Source organism: Pseudomonas plecoglossicida NBRC 103162 = DSM 15088 (assembly GCF_000730665.1).
GTDB classification, from domain to species: domain Bacteria; phylum Pseudomonadota; class Gammaproteobacteria; order Pseudomonadales; family Pseudomonadaceae; genus Aquipseudomonas; species Aquipseudomonas plecoglossicida.
Genome location: NZ_BBIV01000013.1, coordinates 67921 through 83653 on the forward strand (window position 1 = coordinate 67921; position 15733 = coordinate 83653).

The window sequence follows — 15733 nt, forward strand, 5'->3', positions numbered from 1 at the left end:
TTCGGCAATACCGGAAACTTATGAATACTAATCAAATGTTGTATTGGCATCAGGGCCTGTTTCTGCAGCCCCAGCATTTCCAACAAAACGATGCAGTGCTTGAACATCGCCTGAGTCGTACTGTCGAGTTGCTACATCCCTATCCATGGGGGGTGATTTCGCTGGCAATCAACGAAAGCGCGCTCGGTGCTCGACAATGTCAACTCGATCAACTTTCGGTGCGCTTCGCCGAGGGGACGTTGGTGGAGTATCCCGGTAATTCGATGTTGCAGGCACGCAGTCTGGACCTTGGGGAATTCGTTGGCGGCGGACGCACGCTTTATGTGGGGCTGCGGCGGTTATCCCCGGATGGGAAAAACGCCCAGGTGTTTGAAACGTTGAGTGATGGTGCGCAGGCTGAAGCTCGGTTTGTCGTTGCTGCGGAACCTGAAGTGGTGAGCGATCAGTTCAGCGTGGCATCGCCGGCGCATGTACGCGCCATGTCCTACGTGCTGCGCTTGTTCTGGGAGGAAGAGCTGGAGCACTTGGGGGCGTATGAGTTGTTGCCGATTCTCCGGTTGGAGCTGGAGGGGGATCGTCTTCGTCCTGCCGCATGGTACGTGCCGCCATGCCTCAATTTGGCTGGCGCACCCATCCTCGAGCAAAGGCTACGTGATCTACGCAACGAGCTGCTGGGGCGCGCGCGCCAGCTTTCGGTGTTCAAGCTAGCTCCAGGCGGCAGCTACGGGGAGGTCAATGGCACACAGCTCAATCGCCTGCTAGCCCTCAATGTCCTTAATCGCTATGGCCCCTTGCTGACACATTTTCTCAACGCCCCGCAGGTTTCTCTTTTGCAGATCTATTCCTCTCTACACCAATTGGTGAGTGAGTTGAGCCAATTTTCCGATCGCTGCGACTCGTCCGGTGAAGCGCCGGACGGGCGTTCTTTGATTCGTGGCTATAACCACAGTGACGCGGGCCTGATCATCATCGAACTGATCGCGTTGATCGGCCAAATGTTGAGCGACATCAACGTCGGCTCTGAAATGGTGGTGCGCCTGCACCTGCAGGGGGGCTACCAGCAGGCTGACCTGCCAGACGCATTTTTTGGTGCGCGGCATCGTTACTTCCTGGTGGCTCACAGCCAGCGCGGTGGTGCCTGGCTCGCAGAAACCTTGCCTTGTAATGGCAAGCTCGGCACGCCGGGCTCCCTGGGTGCGATGGTCGCCCGTGCCTTACCCGGGGTGGAGTTGATCCACCTGCAGACACCGCCGCAACGTTTGCCGAGGGCGTCGGACGCGGAATATTTCCGTCTTGAAACGGTTAGTGAGGCTTGGGATCACGTGCAGCGCGAGCGCCAGGTGGCCCTGTTCCTGCCAGATGAACCCGATGATCTTAGAGTTGAGCTGATGGTTGTCTGCGCATGATGGTTCACCGTTTTGCTGCCTGCTGGCTGCCCGTTTTCTCTGCTACCAAGCGCGGCTTGGCTGACCCTGTACAAACGTTCGAGACGTTGACCCCGCTGTTGGTGTCATCGCTCGACAGTGCGGCGGCGACCGCTCGCGAACAACGTTTTCCAGATGCGCAGATTAACGAGGCCATGTTTGCTCTCGTTGCCTGGATGGACGAAGCCGCGTTGACAACCTCTTGGTGTGGCGCTGCGTCATGGCGGCAGGCACCTTTACAACAGCGTTATTTTTCGACGGGGCGGGCAGGTGTCGAATTCTTTCAGCGGTTGGAGGCATTGCCAGCAGACAGCCAGGGTGTGAGAGAGGTCTTTGGCTTGGCATTGTTGAGCGGTTTTCAAGGTGCATTCGCTACTCGCCCGAGCGTTGAGCTGGTGCGTTATCGCCGCGCGTGCCTGAGGCAGATATTGGCGGAAAACAAGGTGCCCCTGACAGATGGCTCCAGCCCCTTGTTTGCGCACGCTCAATACCTGCTTCCGCAGCGCTCGCGCCTTAACCGTCGCGGCCTTTCCGATCTGGCTCTAACCCTGCTCACGGTGGTTCCGTTGCTCCTGCTCTGCGGGTTGTATGAATATTTTGATTTGCTGTTAGGGCAAAAATTTCTTCTGCTGGTGAGGGGGTTTTAAATGCTCCTGAATATCGGCATTGCTTTTCTTGTCGTGGCGCTCGGGGTTGCCTTGGGGGTGTTGTTCTGGGCGCTGGTGCTCTTCCAGAACTGGCCACTTTGGTACATTGCCCCCCTCCTTGTCGGCACCCTCCTGTTGATTGTGTTCGGCCGTTGGACGGTCAGGCGGCTGCATGCCTGGCAATTGCGCCGGCGTTTGAAAGGTGAGCGCTCCAAGGCACAGCACGATACCGTTGCCAACGTTGATCGCGACTGGGTCGCAGGGTTACGAAAACTGTACCGGTCGCGCTTGGGAACGCTGCATTCGCCCTTGTATGCGTTGCCATGGTTTTTGTTGCTGGGTGAAGGCGCTCGTGGCACGAATGGCCTATTGAACCAGTGCGGCTTAACGTCCGCACTATCGCCGACCGATCAGCAGACGGATGATGCCAGCGCAGTGGGCTGGTGGTTTCTCGAACAGAGTGTTGTGGTTCAGCCTCTGGGCAAGGCTGTCGAGGGGAGCACTGGCAATAACGCTGAGTGGAAACGTTTGCTTTACTGGCTGCGCCGTTCTCGTCGGCGAGAGCCACTGAATGGGGTTGTCATGGTCGTCGATTGCGGGCAGCTGCTGAGTGGCAGCCATGAGCAATTGCTTGAGCAGGGGCAGCACTTGCGGCAACGCGTCGATGAACTGGTGAAGATTTCCAAGGCGCGCCTGCCGATTTACATCATCCTCACGGGCGCGGAAGCCTTGCCGGGCTTTAGCCAATGGAGTTCGGGCCTGACACCGGTTGAGCGCGAGCAACCTGTTGGTTTGTTGAACCAGCGTAGCGAAAGTTCTGCCGCTGTGTTTCTGGACGACATGATGTCGGGTCTGGTTGAGCGGCTGTCGGAACTGCGTATCGAGCAGGGCATGCGCCACCTGCCCGATGATTCGGTATTTGAGTTGCCGGAATGTGTAGCCAGTCTGCGCCCTCGCCTGGAGCAGCTGTTGCTGCCTGCGTTCGCGGGCAGTCCTTACTATGAGTTACCGCTGCTAGGTGGCTTGTTCTTGACTGCTCGAGCAACGCTTGACGATGGGCAGGTAGAAGGCTGGTTCAGCCAACAGCTGTTGAGTCAGGTGTTACCTGCACAACGGTATGCGTATCTGAACGTCACCAGCTGGCGTCGCTGGCTGCCTGTCGGCCAGGCCGCGATCATCGCTTGGTTGGGCGTGTGCATTGCAAGTGGCGGGCTGATGATCTATGGCTATAATCGGTCTCAGCATGTCATTTCGACATTTCTCGCAGAATCGCCCCTGCCGTGGGCGTATGAAGTTAGCGACGAATTAGACGGGACGCACGAAACACTGCAGCGTTTGAGTCAGGTCATCACCAGCCTCTCTGAACAAGCCTTGAGTGGCCCTAAGCGATGGTTGCCGTATGCCGGGTACTTCGAGCGCCTTCGAGACGATAATCGTGCGCACTTTGTACGGCTGTTCGATGAGCAGATACGTAGTCCGATTTTTGAGGGTCTGCTGGTAAGGGGACTTCAGCAAGCACTCACCAGCGATGACCCGCGGCTAATTGCCGCCTATGTAGAATTCTACGTCAGGCAAATCAACCTGCTCGATGCCCGCTTGCAGAACCAGCCGTTACACGATACTCACGAGCTTCCTGACTGGGGCATGCTTTATCAGGCATGCAGCTCCCCTGCAATGCCCGGCGCCGAGCAATGGACCGGCGCTGACGAGTTGTATGTTAACTATCTGGATTGGCAACAGGATCTGGGTGAGCTGCGCCGTCAGCGTGCACACGCGCTGTCGCAATTGGGCAGCATCGCCCTGGATAATCGCTCTGCTAGCTGGTTGGTTGCTTGGGCGGAGCAGCACGGCAGCCTGCCGCCCATGCGCCTTGGCGAATACTGGGCAGATGAAGCAGCGCCTTCTGTCACGCTGCCAGGCGCTTATACCTCGCTCGGCCATCACGCTGTCCTCAAGTTGCTGAACGAGCTCGCTCAAGCGCATCGCGATCAACCACGATGGAGCGATCAGCAGGCGCGGTTGCTGAACGAGTACGAGGCGGATGCGCAAAGTGCCTGGTATCAGTTTATTCAACGCTTTTTGCTGAATGACGAAACCCGTTTGAGCAGTCAGGAGGATTGGCGCCAGGCCCTGAATGCAGTGGGGACGAAGGACGATCCGTATCTCAAGCTGTTGCAACGTGCTGCCGAGCGTTTCGAGCTGATCGCCCCTGCTCGGCGGGCCGGTTGGGCAAGCCGGGTAGTAGAGGTCGATCGACTGATCAACCTGGCGAGCCAAAGTGATTTGCATGACACCTCTGGCGTCCTGCGAAACCTCGCTGTGACCAATAGCATGGGCGGAGACGTGCTCAAAGGTATCGCCGACGGCGGGGACGTTGCGGAGGGGGTCGGTCAGTTACGTACTGAGTTGGCCCAGGCTAAGTTGATGTTGAAATTTCAGCAGGTGATGGCCGCCGTGACGGATGATTTGAAAAAAAATGACGCCCAGGCATTTCAGGTTGCCCTTGATACCTGGAGTTTTGCGAGTGACCCACAGGCCACGTCGGCACCTTTGTGGGTTGCCTACGATCTGCGTGAGAAACTGGTCCGTTCCTTTAAGGGTTGTAACGCGAATGAGGACGTGGTTTGGCGCTTGGCTACCGGGGCTCTGGATTTCAGTGTGCGCTACGCTGGGCAAATTGCGGCGTGTCAGCTACAACGGGAATGGAATGGTGAGTTACTTGGCGTTATCGAGGGTGTGGATGATCCGCTTGTCGTCAACGCTCTGCTTTACAGTGAACGGGGTGCGCTCCCTACTTTCATGAACGGTTCTGTTAAAACGTTCACTCAGCGTCTGGTTCACCGTTACAGCCCTCGTGAGGCGCTCGGCGTCGAGGTGCCACTCAACGGGGCATTCTATGCGTACCTCAATCGCATGCGGCACGTTCAAAATGACGACGCTAGTCAGGCCCGCAGACGGCAGATTGCAGACGCTACCCGGGAGCAAAAAAAACAGGCATTGGAAAACGAACAGAAGGTATTGCAAGGCGCGCGACTCGAAGGCCAACAAAAGCTGGCGGCCTTACAGGCAGTCAGCGCTGTGGTGGAGCTTTCCACCACAGCGTCCCAGGTTAATTTGGGTGCCCGGCAGTTGCCTCGACAGACCCGCTTGACTGTGCAATGCAATGGACGTTCGACGGTTCTGGATAATTACAATTTCCCCACCAGTGCCACTTTTTTGTGGGCACCTCAGGGGTGTAGTCACGTTTCTTTGGAAGTGACATTTTCCGCGTTCAAGTTGGCTCGCCACTGGACCGGTGATCGTGCCTTCATCGATTTTCTTCGTACATTCCATGGCGGCCAGCATACCTTCACGCCCGATGACTTTCCGAACCAGCGCAATTGGATGGGAAGTGAAAATTTAACCTCTATTCAGTTGAACTATCGGCAACAGGGCGAGAACGGCTTGCTGGAGCGTTATGCTCAAATCGATCAGGTAGAGCAACAGCTGAGCGCCTTGGCGGGTCAGCTCAAGACGATAGAAACGCAGTTGGCGATGCTGGACGAGCAGGGAGCTGCGCAACAGGTCAGTCGCGCGGGCGGGGGGGGCGTTACTGGACGAGGATTGGCTGAGGTGTTGCCGCCCAAGCAAATCGCCTGGTGCTGGCGACGTCCTCCTGCTGTAACCGAGGGGGCGCCACAACGCCTGCACGAGGTGGAGCTGGGGGTCTTTGCGGGTGACGCTCGTGTCAGAAAGCTACTGGTCCAGTTGCAGGCGATGGGTTATGAAACGCGCAGCGAGCCCGTTCCGGCCCCTCTCGGCCAGAACTTGCAACGGCTATGGGTGGCGGGTCTTGCCGATAATGCTGGTGCACGCAAAGCGCTTAATGACGTTATCGCCAAACTCAATGTTACGCCTGCACGTTTAGCGTCTCCAGCTGGCGCCAGGCAATGACAAGTTAGTTGGGCACGGTCATGTACGAGGTCATTGACGTGCATCGTGGAATTACCCATTGCACTGCGACCAGTTTTAACAGCGGTGAAGACGGATTTCTATAACAATGCCCGTTTCGCTTCGACGCCAGCAGGCGGCTGCTGGCGTTCGAAAATTTCCATGCTGTCGCGAGGCTCGATCGCAGGTCGAGGTATGAACGATTGTTTATTCAGGGTTGGAATGAACGTTCTCGGTGAATCTTGTAACCGGTCTATTGAGTTCAATTATGGTTTTTCATGATGTCAGTGTTCTGGTTCTTGACGATGATGGATTCCAGCGCGCAGTCGCGTCCGAAACACTGCGCCAGTTAGGGTGTACTCAGGTGTTGGCGGCTTGCAGTGGTAGCGAAGCGTTGGAAATGTTGCAGACTTATGGCGCCGTAAATATCGTACTTTGCGATTTACGCATGGAGGGTGTGGACGGTCTGGAGTTCTTGCAACGCGCCGCTCAGCGTCGCTTCCTGGATGCGGTGATCATCAGCAGTGCGCTATCTGCCGACCTGCGTAGCGTCGTCCGGCAGATCATCCCCTTGTTGGGTTTGAGGGTGCTGGGGGATGTGGGAAAGCCCCTGCGCGGTAAGTCCCTGGACTTGTTGCTGGAAAGTTATGTGAGCGAAACCAAGAAGCCGCCAACGGGAGCGTTTTTCGAAGCGGTCGGTGAGCATGAAATGCGCCAGGCAATCGAGGCTGGGCATATGCATGCGTATTATCAGCCCAAATTCAACCTGAAAACGGGAGAGGTCTGCAGCGCCGAGGTTCTAGCGCGTTGGCATCACCCAACACGGGGCACGCTGGCGCCAGCGCAGTTCATGTCTGACGTTGAGCGCTGTGGTTTGCTAAACGCACTGCTGTTCGACCAAATGCAGCAAGGTCTTAGTCTGCAGCGGTGTGCTGAGGCGCGCGGTCATCGACTGAACCTTGCATTCAATCTGCAGGCTGAGCAACTAGCGGACGCCAGTTTGCTTCCCCATCTCAAGGCGGTATTGAGGCGCCATGCGGCGGCGGCCACTGGGTTGACTTTCGAGCTGACTGAAAGTGGATGGTTGGCAGCCTCGGTAATCAGCTTGGAGAACCTGCTGCGCCTGCGGATGATGGGGTGCAGTTTATCGATGGATGATTTTGGCACCGGGTTTTCGTCGTTATCACGTCTGTGTCAATTACCCTTCAGTGAATTCAAGCTAGACGCTAGCTTTGTCCGGACGCTCACGCAGGAGCCTCGGTACATGTCGGTGGTAAAAAGTGCGCTTAGTCTGGGTAATGCTCTGGGTATGAGCGTGGTGGTGGAAGGTATTGAAACAGAAGAGCAACGTCGGTTACTGCTGGAAATGGGCTGCGTCCACGGCCAAGGTTATCTCTGCGCCCGACCGATGACAGGCGAGGACTTGATAGTGTGGCTAGACAAGTACTCGGGCCTCCCTTGACCCCTTTTTGTTGCTCAGCGGTGCAGGGAGGCACGTCACACGCCTAAGCGGATTGTCAACGCCGCCAAGGTCACCAGCAACACCGGCACCGTCAACAACACCCCCACCTTGAAGTAGTACCCCCACCCGATACTCACCCCTTTGCGCGCCAGTACATGCAGCCACAGCAACGTGGCCAGGCTACCGATGGGGGTGATCTTCGGCCCCAGGTCGCAGCCGATGACGTTGGCATAGATCATCGCCTCACGGACCACCCCCTGCGCTTCGCTGGCATGAATCGACAGCGCCCCGATCAGCACACTGGGCAGGTTGTTCATCACCGAAGACAACAGCGCGGCAATCAGCCCGGTACCCAGCGAGGCTGCCCACAGCCCGTGCCCGGCCAGCCAGTTCAGCACGCCGGTAAGCGAATCGGTCAGGCCGGCATTACGCAATCCGTAGACCACCAGGTACATCCCCAGCGAAAACACCACGATCTGCCACGGCGCCTCGCGCAGCACGCGGCGGGTGGAGATCACATGGCCACGTGCCGCAACGGCGAACAGCACCGCCGCGCAGGCCGCGGACACGGCACTGACCGGGATGCCCAGAGGCTCGAGCACGAACAGGCTGGCCAGCAACGCCAGCAGCACGACCCAGCCGACACGAAAGGTCGCGCGGTCACGCACGGCCATTGCCGGCAGCTTCAGTTCATCGGTCGCATAGCGCTGTGGAATGTCGCGCCGAAAGTACAGCCACAGCACCAGCAGCGTGGCCGCCACCGCCACCAGGTTGACCGGCACCATCACCGCGGCATAGGTGTTGAAGCCCAGGCCGAAGTAATCCGCCGAAACGATGTTGACCAGGTTCGACACCACCAGCGGCAGGCTCGCGGTGTCGGCGATGAAGCCGGCGCCCATGACGAAGGCCAGGGTCGCGGCAGGGGAAAAGCGCAGCGCCAGCAGCATCGACATGACGATCGGAGTCAGGATCAGCGCCGCACCGTCATTGGCGAACAGCGCCGATACTGCTGCGCCCAGTAGCACCATGAAGGCGAACAGCCGGCGCCCGTCCCCCCGCGCCCAACGTGCCACATGCAGGGCTGCCCACTCGAAGAAGCCGGCCTCATCCAGCAGCAGGCTGATGATGATCAGGGCGATGAAGGTGCCGGTGGCGTTCCAGATGATCGCCCAGACGGCCGGAATGTCATGCAGCGAGACCACGCCGAACAGCAGGGCCAGCACTGCGCCGAGGGTGGCGCTCCAGCCGACGCCGAGGCCTTTGGGTTGCCAGATGACCAGGGTCAGGGTGAACAGGAAGATCAGTGCGGCGGTGAGCATGAACACGTTGTCTCGACAGGGGTGAGTAGGCGATGACGACTCTACACGGGGCGCCGTTGATTTAGACAAGTTCCGTTACAAACATGTAAGTTTCGTAAATAAGATTTAAACTCATTTGAGAATCACTATATTCACCATCCCTGTTGGCCCCCAAACATTGTTTGCGAGGCCGGTGGGCGAGGGCTCCCGGCTTGCGGCAGGGATGTGCCTTTTTGCCCATGATTCGCAGGAGATGTGTCAATGCAGTGCAGAACCTCACCCAACAGCCTGGCCCTGGCCTTCGTAGCCCTGGCATCGCCGGCCATGCTGGCGAACGCCGCCGAAGCCGATGAGCCGCGTGCCGGTGAGGTGCTGGAAGTGCCGGTGGCCGACAAGGCGCTGGTGATCCAGGACACCCTGGTCACCGCCGAACGCGAAGCGCGCCAGGCGCTAGGCTCGTCGATCATCACCGCAGAGGACATCCAGCGTCGGCCTCCGGGCAACGACCTGTCCGACATCATCCGCCGCGAGCCAGGGGTCAACCTGACCGGCAACAGTGCCAGCGGCGCACGCGGCAACAACCGGCAGATCGACCTGCGCGGCATGGGCCCGGAGAACACCCTGATCCTCATCGACGGCAAGCCGTCCAACGCCCGCAACGCCGTGCGCTACGGCTGGAACGGCGACCGCGACACCCGCGGCGAGACCAACTGGGTGCCGGCCGAGGCGGTGGAGCGCATCGAGATCCTCCGTGGCCCGGCAGCGGCACGCTACGGTTCCGGTGCCATGGGCGGGGTGGTCAACATCATCACCAAGCGCCCCACCGACGAATTCAAGGGCAACCTCAATTTCTACACGCAATTGCCTGAAGACAGCGCCGAGGGCGCCAGCCGCCGCGCCAACCTCAACCTCAGCGGCGGGCTCACCGACAACCTCGGGTTTCGCCTTTACGGTGGCCTGGCCAAGATCGACGCCGACGACCTGGACATCAACGCAAGCCACGCCAACAGCGCGCTGGTCGCTGGTCGCGAGGGTGTGCGCAACAAGGACATCAACGGCCTGCTGAGCTGGAAGCTCAACGATGAGCACCGCCTCGAAGCCAGTGCCGGCTACAGCCGCCAGGGCAACATCTACGCCGGCGACACCATGAACAGCAACGGCGGCAGCGACGTCGAACTGATCTCCAGCCTGTATGGCCACGAAACCAACGTCATGCAGCGCAGCACCTATGACCTGACGCACCTGGGCGACTTCACCTGGGGCACCAGCAAGAGCACCCTGGCCTACGAGTACGTGCGCAACTGGCGTCTCAACGAGGGCCTGGCCGGTGGCCCGGAAGGGGCGATCAACGACAGCGGCGACGCCATGTCGCGGTTGCGCAACACGCGCCTGAGCAGCGAAGTGAACCTGCCGTTCGCCATGGGCAGCGCCGAGCACGTGCTGACCCTCGGTGGCGAGTACCTGTACGAATCGCTCAACGACCAGGGCTCGTTCCGCCCGCAGAGCTTCGACCCCAGCGGGGGTGGCAACGACGTGATCGCGGGCTTCGACCGCAGCGACTCGAAGATGACCGCCAAGAGCCATGCGTTGTTCGTCGAGGACAACATCATCATCGGCGACACCACCGTCACCCCGGGCCTGCGCTTCGACCACCACGAGACCTTCGGCGACAACTTCAGCCCGAGCCTCAACCTCTCGCACAAGCTCACCGAGGCGCTGACGGTCAAGGGCGGCATCGCCCGTGCCTACAAGGTGCCGAACCTGTACCAGTCCAACCCCAACTACCTGCTGTACAGCCGTGGCCAGGGCTGTAGTGTGCAGCAGACCAACGCCGGTGGCTGCTACCTGCAGGGCAACGCCGACCTCGAGCCGGAGATCAGCGTCAACAAGGAAATCGGCCTGCAGTACGACCGCGGCACCTGGCGTACCAGTGCGACCTATTTCCGCAACGACTACCAGAACAAGATCATCGGTGGCACCGATGTGATCTACGCGATCAACAACGGCCGCCGCGTGACCCAGTGGGAAAACGCCGGCGAGGCGCGGGTGGAAGGCATCGAGGGCAATCTGTTCGTCGAGCTGAGCCCGGTGCTGGACTGGAACACCAACCTGACCTGGATGCTCGACAACGACAACCGCGAGACGGGCGAGCCGCTGTCGGTGATCCCCGAATACACGGTCAACAGCACCCTCGACTGGCGCGCCACCGACCAGCTGTCGTTGCAGCTGGCGGGCACCTACTACGGCAAGCAGAAGTCGCCGAGCTACAACTACCGCACCCAGGAAAACTACGACATCGAGGCGCAGCAGGAGGTCGAGGCCTATGGCTTGGTGGACGTGAGCGCCGGGTACAAGTTCAACGCCAACTACGACGTGCGGGTGGGCGTGAACAACCTGTTCGACAAGCAGATCCTGCGTGGCGGCAATGCCAGCAGTTCGGGGGCCAATACCTACAACCAGCCGGGGCGAGCGTTGTTCGCTTCGCTGAACATCACCTTCTGATGCAGGGGCCGCTTCGCGGCCCAATCGCCGGCAAGTCGGCTCCCACAGAGATCTCCGTTGTTGACCCGATCGGTGTGGGAGCCGGCTTGCCGGCGATTGGGCTGCACAGCAGCCCCAGGTCCCACCATGACCTCAAGGACTCTCGCATGAGCAAGCCCCCCACCTGGCTGCAGATCCTCTCCCGCTGCAGCGCCGCACTGTTCGGCGGCTACGCCTTCAGTTACGCCGCGACAGCCTGCGTTGCCCGGTTGCTACCACTGTCACCGGGCGACGCAGTGATCGTCGCCACCCTGCCATCGTTCCTCTTCTACACCCTGGCCATCCTCTGGGCCTTCGCCAGCCGTGACGCCTTGCGCGCCTGGGCCCCCCTGGCCCTGGCCGCGCCCCTGGCGTCGATCGGCTTCTGGCCCCAGGCCCTGGAGTGGCTCCCATGAAGAACACCTTCACGCAATCGATGGCCTGGCTGCATACCTGGGGTGGGCTGATCTTCGGCTGGCTGCTGTTCGCCATCTTCGTCACCGGCACCTTGGCGGTGTTCGACAAGGAACTCAACCACGGGATGCAGCCGGAGATTCCGGCCAGCCAGGTGCCCCAGGCCGTTGCCGCGCAGCGCGCCATCGCCTACCTGCAAGCCCATGAGCCGCAGGCCGGCAACTGGGGCGTGAGCTTGCCCACCGAGCGTTCGCCGGGCCTGCGCGTTTCCACCGGGGAGCGGCGTCACGGCGGCGGGGTGCAGCTCGACCCGCGCACCGGCGAGGCCGTCGCGGTACGCGACAGCGTCGGTGGCAACTTCTTCTTCCGCTTTCACTTCACCCTCGACCTGCCGCGCAACTGGGGCATCTTCGTGGTCGGTGCGCTGGCCCTGGTGATGCTTGCGGCGCTGGTCACCGGCATCGTCATCCACAAGAAGATCTTCAAGGAGTTCTTCACCTTCCGGCCCGACAAGGGCCAACGCTCCTGGCTGGACTTCCACAACGCCAGCGCGGTGCTGCTGCTGCCGTTCCACCTGATGATCACCTACACCGGCCTGGTCATCTTCATGCTGATCTACATCCCGGCAGGGGTCGATGCGTTGTTCGAAGGTGACAACCGCGCCTATTTCCAGGCCCAGGGCAACACCCGCCTGGAGCAGCCTCGGGGCCTGAGCAAGCAACCGGCCGAACTGGTCGACGTGGCGCCGCTGCTGGCCCAGGCCGAGGCGCGCCTGGGCCCGATCGCCGGCTTCAACATCCGCAACCCCAACACCGCCGGGGCACGCATCGAGATCCGCCCCGAGCTGGGCAATCGCATTGCGCTGTCCAAGGGCCAGGCCATGGTCTTCGACGGGGTCAGCGGCCAGTTGCTCAGCGATGTGAGCGAGTGGCGAGCAGCGCCGTTGACCCAGCGGGTGATGGTCGGCCTGCATTTCGCCCAGTTCGGCGGCTACCCGATGCGCTGGTTGTATTTCGTCTGCGGCGTGATCAGCTGCGTGATGATTGCCAGTGGCTTGGTGCTGTTCTGTGTCAAGCGCGGGCGCAAGTACGCCGCTGCCGAGTCGCCCGGACATCGCGGGTATCGGCTGGCCGAGGTGTGCAACGTCGGCTTCGTCGCAGGATTGCTGCTGGCATGCGTGGGCTTGCTGTGGGCCAGCCGGTTGCTGCCGATGGACCTGACGCAGCGCGAGGCCTGGGAGGTGCGTGCGTTCTTTGCTGTGTGGCTGCTGGCGCTGCTGCATGCGAGCCTGCGCCCGGCGCGGCGAGCCTGGGTCGAGCAATTGGCGATGACGGCGTTGCTGTGTATCGGATTGGTTGGCCTGGGTACGCTGGATGATGCCTTGCGTCAGGGCGTGGCGATGTGCTCGCTGGTATTGGGCTTCCTGCTGGGCCTGGTTGCCTGGCGCGTTTGGCGCGCGGTCCCGGTGGCCGGCAAAGTCAGGGCAGGGCGCAGTGCGCAGGTGGACGCAAGATGATGCTGATGACAGGAGGGTTGCTGTTTGCCTACGCCGGGATGCTTGGGCTTTGCCAGGGCATCGAGCGGCATTACAAGCAGGTCTGGAACCAGGGGTGTCCAGCCACCTTGCGGCGCCTGTTGCGGGGTGCGGGATGGCTGGCGCTGGCGCTCAGCCTGTGGCTCTGCGCCCAGGCCTGGGGCTGGGCGATGGGGCCGGTGGCCTGGTTCGCGATGATGTCGCTGGCGGGGCTGCTGCTGGTCATGCTGTTGCCCTACCGGCCGCGATTGGCGGTGGGGCTGGTCGTCGCCCTGCCGCTGTGGGCATGCTTGCAGTGGGTCAGTCGAGTGGCGCAGTGACCCCAGGCGCCATTCAGAACGCCAGCTTGTAGCCGATCAGCAGCAGCATCGCCGCCAGGCACGGCCGCAGCACGCGGTCGGAGATGCGGCCGGTGAGGTGGCTGCCCAGGTAGATGCCTGGCAGCGAACCGAGCAGCAGGTAGCCCAGCAGCGACCAGTCCATGTTGCCCATGCCGGCATGGCCAAGGCCTGCCACCAGCGTGAGGGGCACGGCGTGGGCGATCTCGGTGCCGACCAGGCGGCGGGTGGCCAGGAACGGGTAGAGCAGGAACAGTGCCACAGTGCCCAGCGCGCCGGCACCGATCGAGGTGAGGGTGACCATGACCCCGAGCACGACGCCGGTCAGCACCGTGAGGATGTTCAGGTTGCGGTCGCTGAGGTGGTAGTGGTCACCGGCATGGCGGCTGGCAAAGGCTTGCAGACGCGACTTGAACAGGATCGCCAGCGCGGTGAGGATCAGCACCACCGCCAGGCCCTGCTTGATGACGGCATTGAGCGACGACGTGTCGGTGTGCAGGGTGCTGAGGAACCACAGGGTCAGAGCTGCCGCCGGCACGCTGCCCAGGCTGAGCAGGCCGGTGATCTTCCAGTCGATGTTCTTGTTGCGGCCATGCACCCAGACGCCGCTGGCCTTGGTGATGGCGGCATAGAGCAGGTCGGTGCCCACGGCGGTGGCGGGGTTGATACCGAACCAGAGCAGGATTGGCGTCATCAGCGAACCGCCACCCACGCCGGTCATGCCGACGATGAAGCCCACCACCAGTCCGGCGAGGGTGAAACCGAAAGAACCTACATCCATACGCTACTCGACTGCCCAGCTTTGCCCGTGATCGGATGGTCGCCAGCATATAGGGAGTTTTTTATAGCCAAATAGACTTGTTCGTTATTAGGTTATAACCCACTGCCGATCAACGCTCGGTCATCACCACCATCACATAGGCATCGCCACCGTCTTCGCTTTCCGACAGGTAGATGTGCCCCACCTGGCTGTCGAAGTACGCCGTCTCCTGCGGGCCGATGCGCACGGCTTCGCCGGTTTCGAACTCGATGCGCACACGCCCGCTCAGCACCACCGCGAACTCCTGCCCGGGGTGGCGGATGAAATCGTCGAACTGGCCGCGTTCGCGCGCGATGATGCGGGCAAGGAATCGACCACCACGGTCACAGGTACTGGGGCGCTTACCGGCCCGCTGGCGCGAAACAGTTGGGCGATGTCGACATTCAGCGCCCGCGCCGCGGCGGCGAGTTTTTCGTAGCCCACCGAGACCTGCGCCAGCTCCATTTTCGACAAGGTCGAGACCGGTACACCACTGAGCGCGGACAATTGCTTGAGGGTCAGCTGGCGGGCCTTGCGCACCTGGCGCAGGCGCCCGCCGACCTCGGCGCGATCGAGCAGAGGCAGGGCATCGGGGCGGCCTGTGGCGGCAGGGCGGTCATCGGGCATTCGCGGCTCTCGGTATAGGAGCTCGATATCGCCCTGGGCATCTACAACATCGAAGCCATGACCACCTTGGCGATTCGACGCCCGAGCCACAGCTGGGCCGGCCTGCGCTCCTTCGTCGCGGATGGCGACCTGGTGATCGGCTTCGATGCGCAGATGCCGGCGTTCTTCTGGCTGGCGGCGCAAGGCGGCTATGGTATCCAGTCGGCAGCCGGTGCTTCGCGCCTGGCCGCCGACCTGCTGCTCGGGCAACCGCTGTGCCCGAGCCTGATCGCCCAGGGGGTGGCGCCCGAGCGCCTGTCCCCGGCACGTTTCCAGTCATCCTGAAAGGAGTTCCCCATGAGCAACGACATCCAGCGTTTCCCCAGCAGCCTGCCATTCCCGTTCTCGCGTGCCGTGAAGGCCGGCGGTTTCCTGTTCCTCTCCGGGCAGGTGCCGATGAGTGCCGGCGGCGAGGTGGTGCGCGGTGATATCCAGACCCAGACCCGCGCTGCCTGCGAGCGTATTGCCGAAAGCCTGGAGGCGTGCGGCGCGCGCTTTGATCAGGTGGTCAAGGTGACCGTGTGGCTGTCCGACATGGCCCACTTCGCCGGTTTCAACGAGGTCTACAAAACCTTCTTCGGCGATGCGTTGCCAGTGCGTTCCACCGTCGCTTCGGCGCTGGCGCTGGGGGTGGATGTGGAAATCGAAGTGCAAGCGTATGTCGGCGAGCGCTGAGTAGAACCCTTTCGCGGGCGTGCCCG

Annotated in this window: 11 protein-coding genes and 2 pseudogenes; 10 read left to right on the forward strand and 3 right to left on the reverse strand. The window is 61.2% G+C overall.

The window, feature by feature from the left end:
• Window positions 1–20: 20 nt before the first annotated feature.
• The 4 genes from tssK to PPL01S_RS09945 all read left to right on the forward strand — a co-directional run bounded on the left by tssK (window position 21) and on the right by PPL01S_RS09945 (window position 7463).
• Window positions 21–1406, forward strand: coding sequence for a type VI secretion system baseplate subunit TssK (gene tssK / locus PPL01S_RS09930; RefSeq protein WP_028625647.1), 1386 nt, complete (start codon window positions 21–23; stop codon window positions 1404–1406).
• Window positions 1403–2071, forward strand: a complete 669-nt coding sequence (locus PPL01S_RS09935) for a DotU/TssL family secretion system protein (RefSeq protein WP_016394455.1) — start codon at window positions 1403–1405, stop codon at window positions 2069–2071. The genes tssK and PPL01S_RS09935 overlap by 4 nt, the downstream gene beginning before the upstream one ends.
• A complete protein-coding gene (locus PPL01S_RS09940) occupies window positions 2072–6004 on the forward strand; it encodes a type VI secretion protein IcmF/TssM N-terminal domain-containing protein (protein ID WP_016394454.1) in 3933 nt (1310 codons plus the stop codon). It abuts the gene before it with no gap.
• 232 nt (window positions 6005–6236) lie between these two features.
• Window positions 6237–7463, forward strand: a complete 1227-nt coding sequence (locus PPL01S_RS09945; RefSeq protein WP_244212809.1) for an EAL domain-containing response regulator — start codon at window positions 6237–6239, stop codon at window positions 7461–7463.
• Window positions 7464–7498: 35 nt separating this feature from the next.
• Here the strand turns inward: PPL01S_RS09945 and PPL01S_RS09950 are convergent, their stop codons facing one another.
• Complete coding sequence (locus PPL01S_RS09950) at window positions 7499–8782, reverse strand: arsenic transporter (protein ID WP_016394452.1); 1284 nt, start codon at window positions 8780–8782, stop codon at window positions 7499–7501.
• A gap of 240 nt (window positions 8783–9022) precedes the next feature.
• Between PPL01S_RS09950 and PPL01S_RS09955 the strand changes: the two genes are divergently transcribed.
• The 4 genes from PPL01S_RS09955 (at window position 9023) to PPL01S_RS09970 (ending at window position 13549) form a co-directional block, all read left to right on the forward strand.
• Window positions 9023–11263, forward strand: a complete 2241-nt coding sequence (locus PPL01S_RS09955) for a TonB-dependent siderophore receptor (RefSeq protein WP_028625646.1) — start codon at window positions 9023–9025, stop codon at window positions 11261–11263.
• Between the two features lie 146 nt (window positions 11264–11409).
• Window positions 11410–11697: a hypothetical protein gene (locus tag PPL01S_RS09960; protein ID WP_016394451.1), complete on the forward strand. Its 288-nt coding sequence runs from the start codon at window positions 11410–11412 to the stop codon at window positions 11695–11697.
• A complete protein-coding gene (locus PPL01S_RS09965; RefSeq protein WP_016394450.1) occupies window positions 11694–13211 on the forward strand; it encodes a PepSY-associated TM helix domain-containing protein in 1518 nt (505 codons plus the stop codon). Before PPL01S_RS09960 ends, PPL01S_RS09965 begins: the two co-directional genes overlap by 4 nt.
• Window positions 13208–13549 carry a DUF3325 domain-containing protein gene (locus PPL01S_RS09970; protein ID WP_016394449.1) on the forward strand — a complete coding sequence of 114 codons (342 nt, stop codon included), beginning with the start codon at window positions 13208–13210 and terminating at the stop codon, window positions 13547–13549. The genes PPL01S_RS09965 and PPL01S_RS09970 overlap by 4 nt, the downstream gene beginning before the upstream one ends.
• Window positions 13550–13562: 13 nt before the next feature.
• On the opposite strand, the gene PPL01S_RS09975 is transcribed toward PPL01S_RS09970, so the two are convergent.
• Window positions 13563–14348 (reverse strand): sulfite exporter TauE/SafE family protein, encoded by a 786-nt coding sequence (locus tag PPL01S_RS09975; RefSeq protein WP_016394448.1) that lies wholly within the window; start codon window positions 14346–14348, stop codon window positions 13563–13565.
• A gap of 109 nt (window positions 14349–14457) precedes the next feature.
• Window positions 14458–14993: pseudogene (locus tag PPL01S_RS09980) on the reverse strand (helix-turn-helix domain-containing protein).
• Between the two features lie 18 nt (window positions 14994–15011).
• On the opposite strand from PPL01S_RS09980, the pseudogene PPL01S_RS09985 reads away from it, so the two are divergent.
• Together PPL01S_RS09985 and PPL01S_RS09990 are read left to right on the forward strand one after the other, a co-directional pair.
• Window positions 15012–15317, forward strand: a pseudogene (locus PPL01S_RS09985) (FAD-dependent oxidoreductase); the annotation flags it as partial.
• 12 nt (window positions 15318–15329) lie between these two features.
• Window positions 15330–15707, forward strand: coding sequence for a RidA family protein (locus PPL01S_RS09990; protein WP_008099827.1), 378 nt, complete (start codon window positions 15330–15332; stop codon window positions 15705–15707).
• The last annotated feature ends 26 nt before the right edge of the window (window positions 15708–15733 follow it).

What these genes read in the sequence shown, in the direction of transcription:
- PPL01S_RS09970 (WP_016394449.1), top strand. Translation starts at nt 13,208, where the DNA reads ATGATGCTGATGACAGGAGGGTTGCTGTTTGCCTACGCCGGGATGCTT.
- PPL01S_RS09990 (WP_008099827.1), top strand. Translation starts at nt 15,330, where the DNA reads ATGAGCAACGACATCCAGCGTTTCCCCAGCAGCCTGCCATTCCCGTTC.
- PPL01S_RS09935 (WP_016394455.1), top strand. Translation starts at nt 1,403, where the DNA reads ATGATGGTTCACCGTTTTGCTGCCTGCTGGCTGCCCGTTTTCTCTGCT.
- PPL01S_RS09950 (WP_016394452.1), bottom strand. Translation starts at nt 8,782, where the DNA reads ATGCTCACCGCCGCACTGATCTTCCTGTTCACCCTGACCCTGGTCATC.
- PPL01S_RS09955 (WP_028625646.1), top strand. Translation starts at nt 9,023, where the DNA reads ATGCAGTGCAGAACCTCACCCAACAGCCTGGCCCTGGCCTTCGTAGCC.
- PPL01S_RS09960 (WP_016394451.1), top strand. Translation starts at nt 11,410, where the DNA reads ATGAGCAAGCCCCCCACCTGGCTGCAGATCCTCTCCCGCTGCAGCGCC.
- tssK (WP_028625647.1), top strand. Translation starts at nt 21, where the DNA reads ATGAATACTAATCAAATGTTGTATTGGCATCAGGGCCTGTTTCTGCAG.
- PPL01S_RS09975 (WP_016394448.1), bottom strand. Translation starts at nt 14,348, where the DNA reads ATGGATGTAGGTTCTTTCGGTTTCACCCTCGCCGGACTGGTGGTGGGC.
- PPL01S_RS09940 (WP_016394454.1), top strand. Translation starts at nt 2,072, where the DNA reads ATGCTCCTGAATATCGGCATTGCTTTTCTTGTCGTGGCGCTCGGGGTT.
- PPL01S_RS09965 (WP_016394450.1), top strand. Translation starts at nt 11,694, where the DNA reads ATGAAGAACACCTTCACGCAATCGATGGCCTGGCTGCATACCTGGGGT.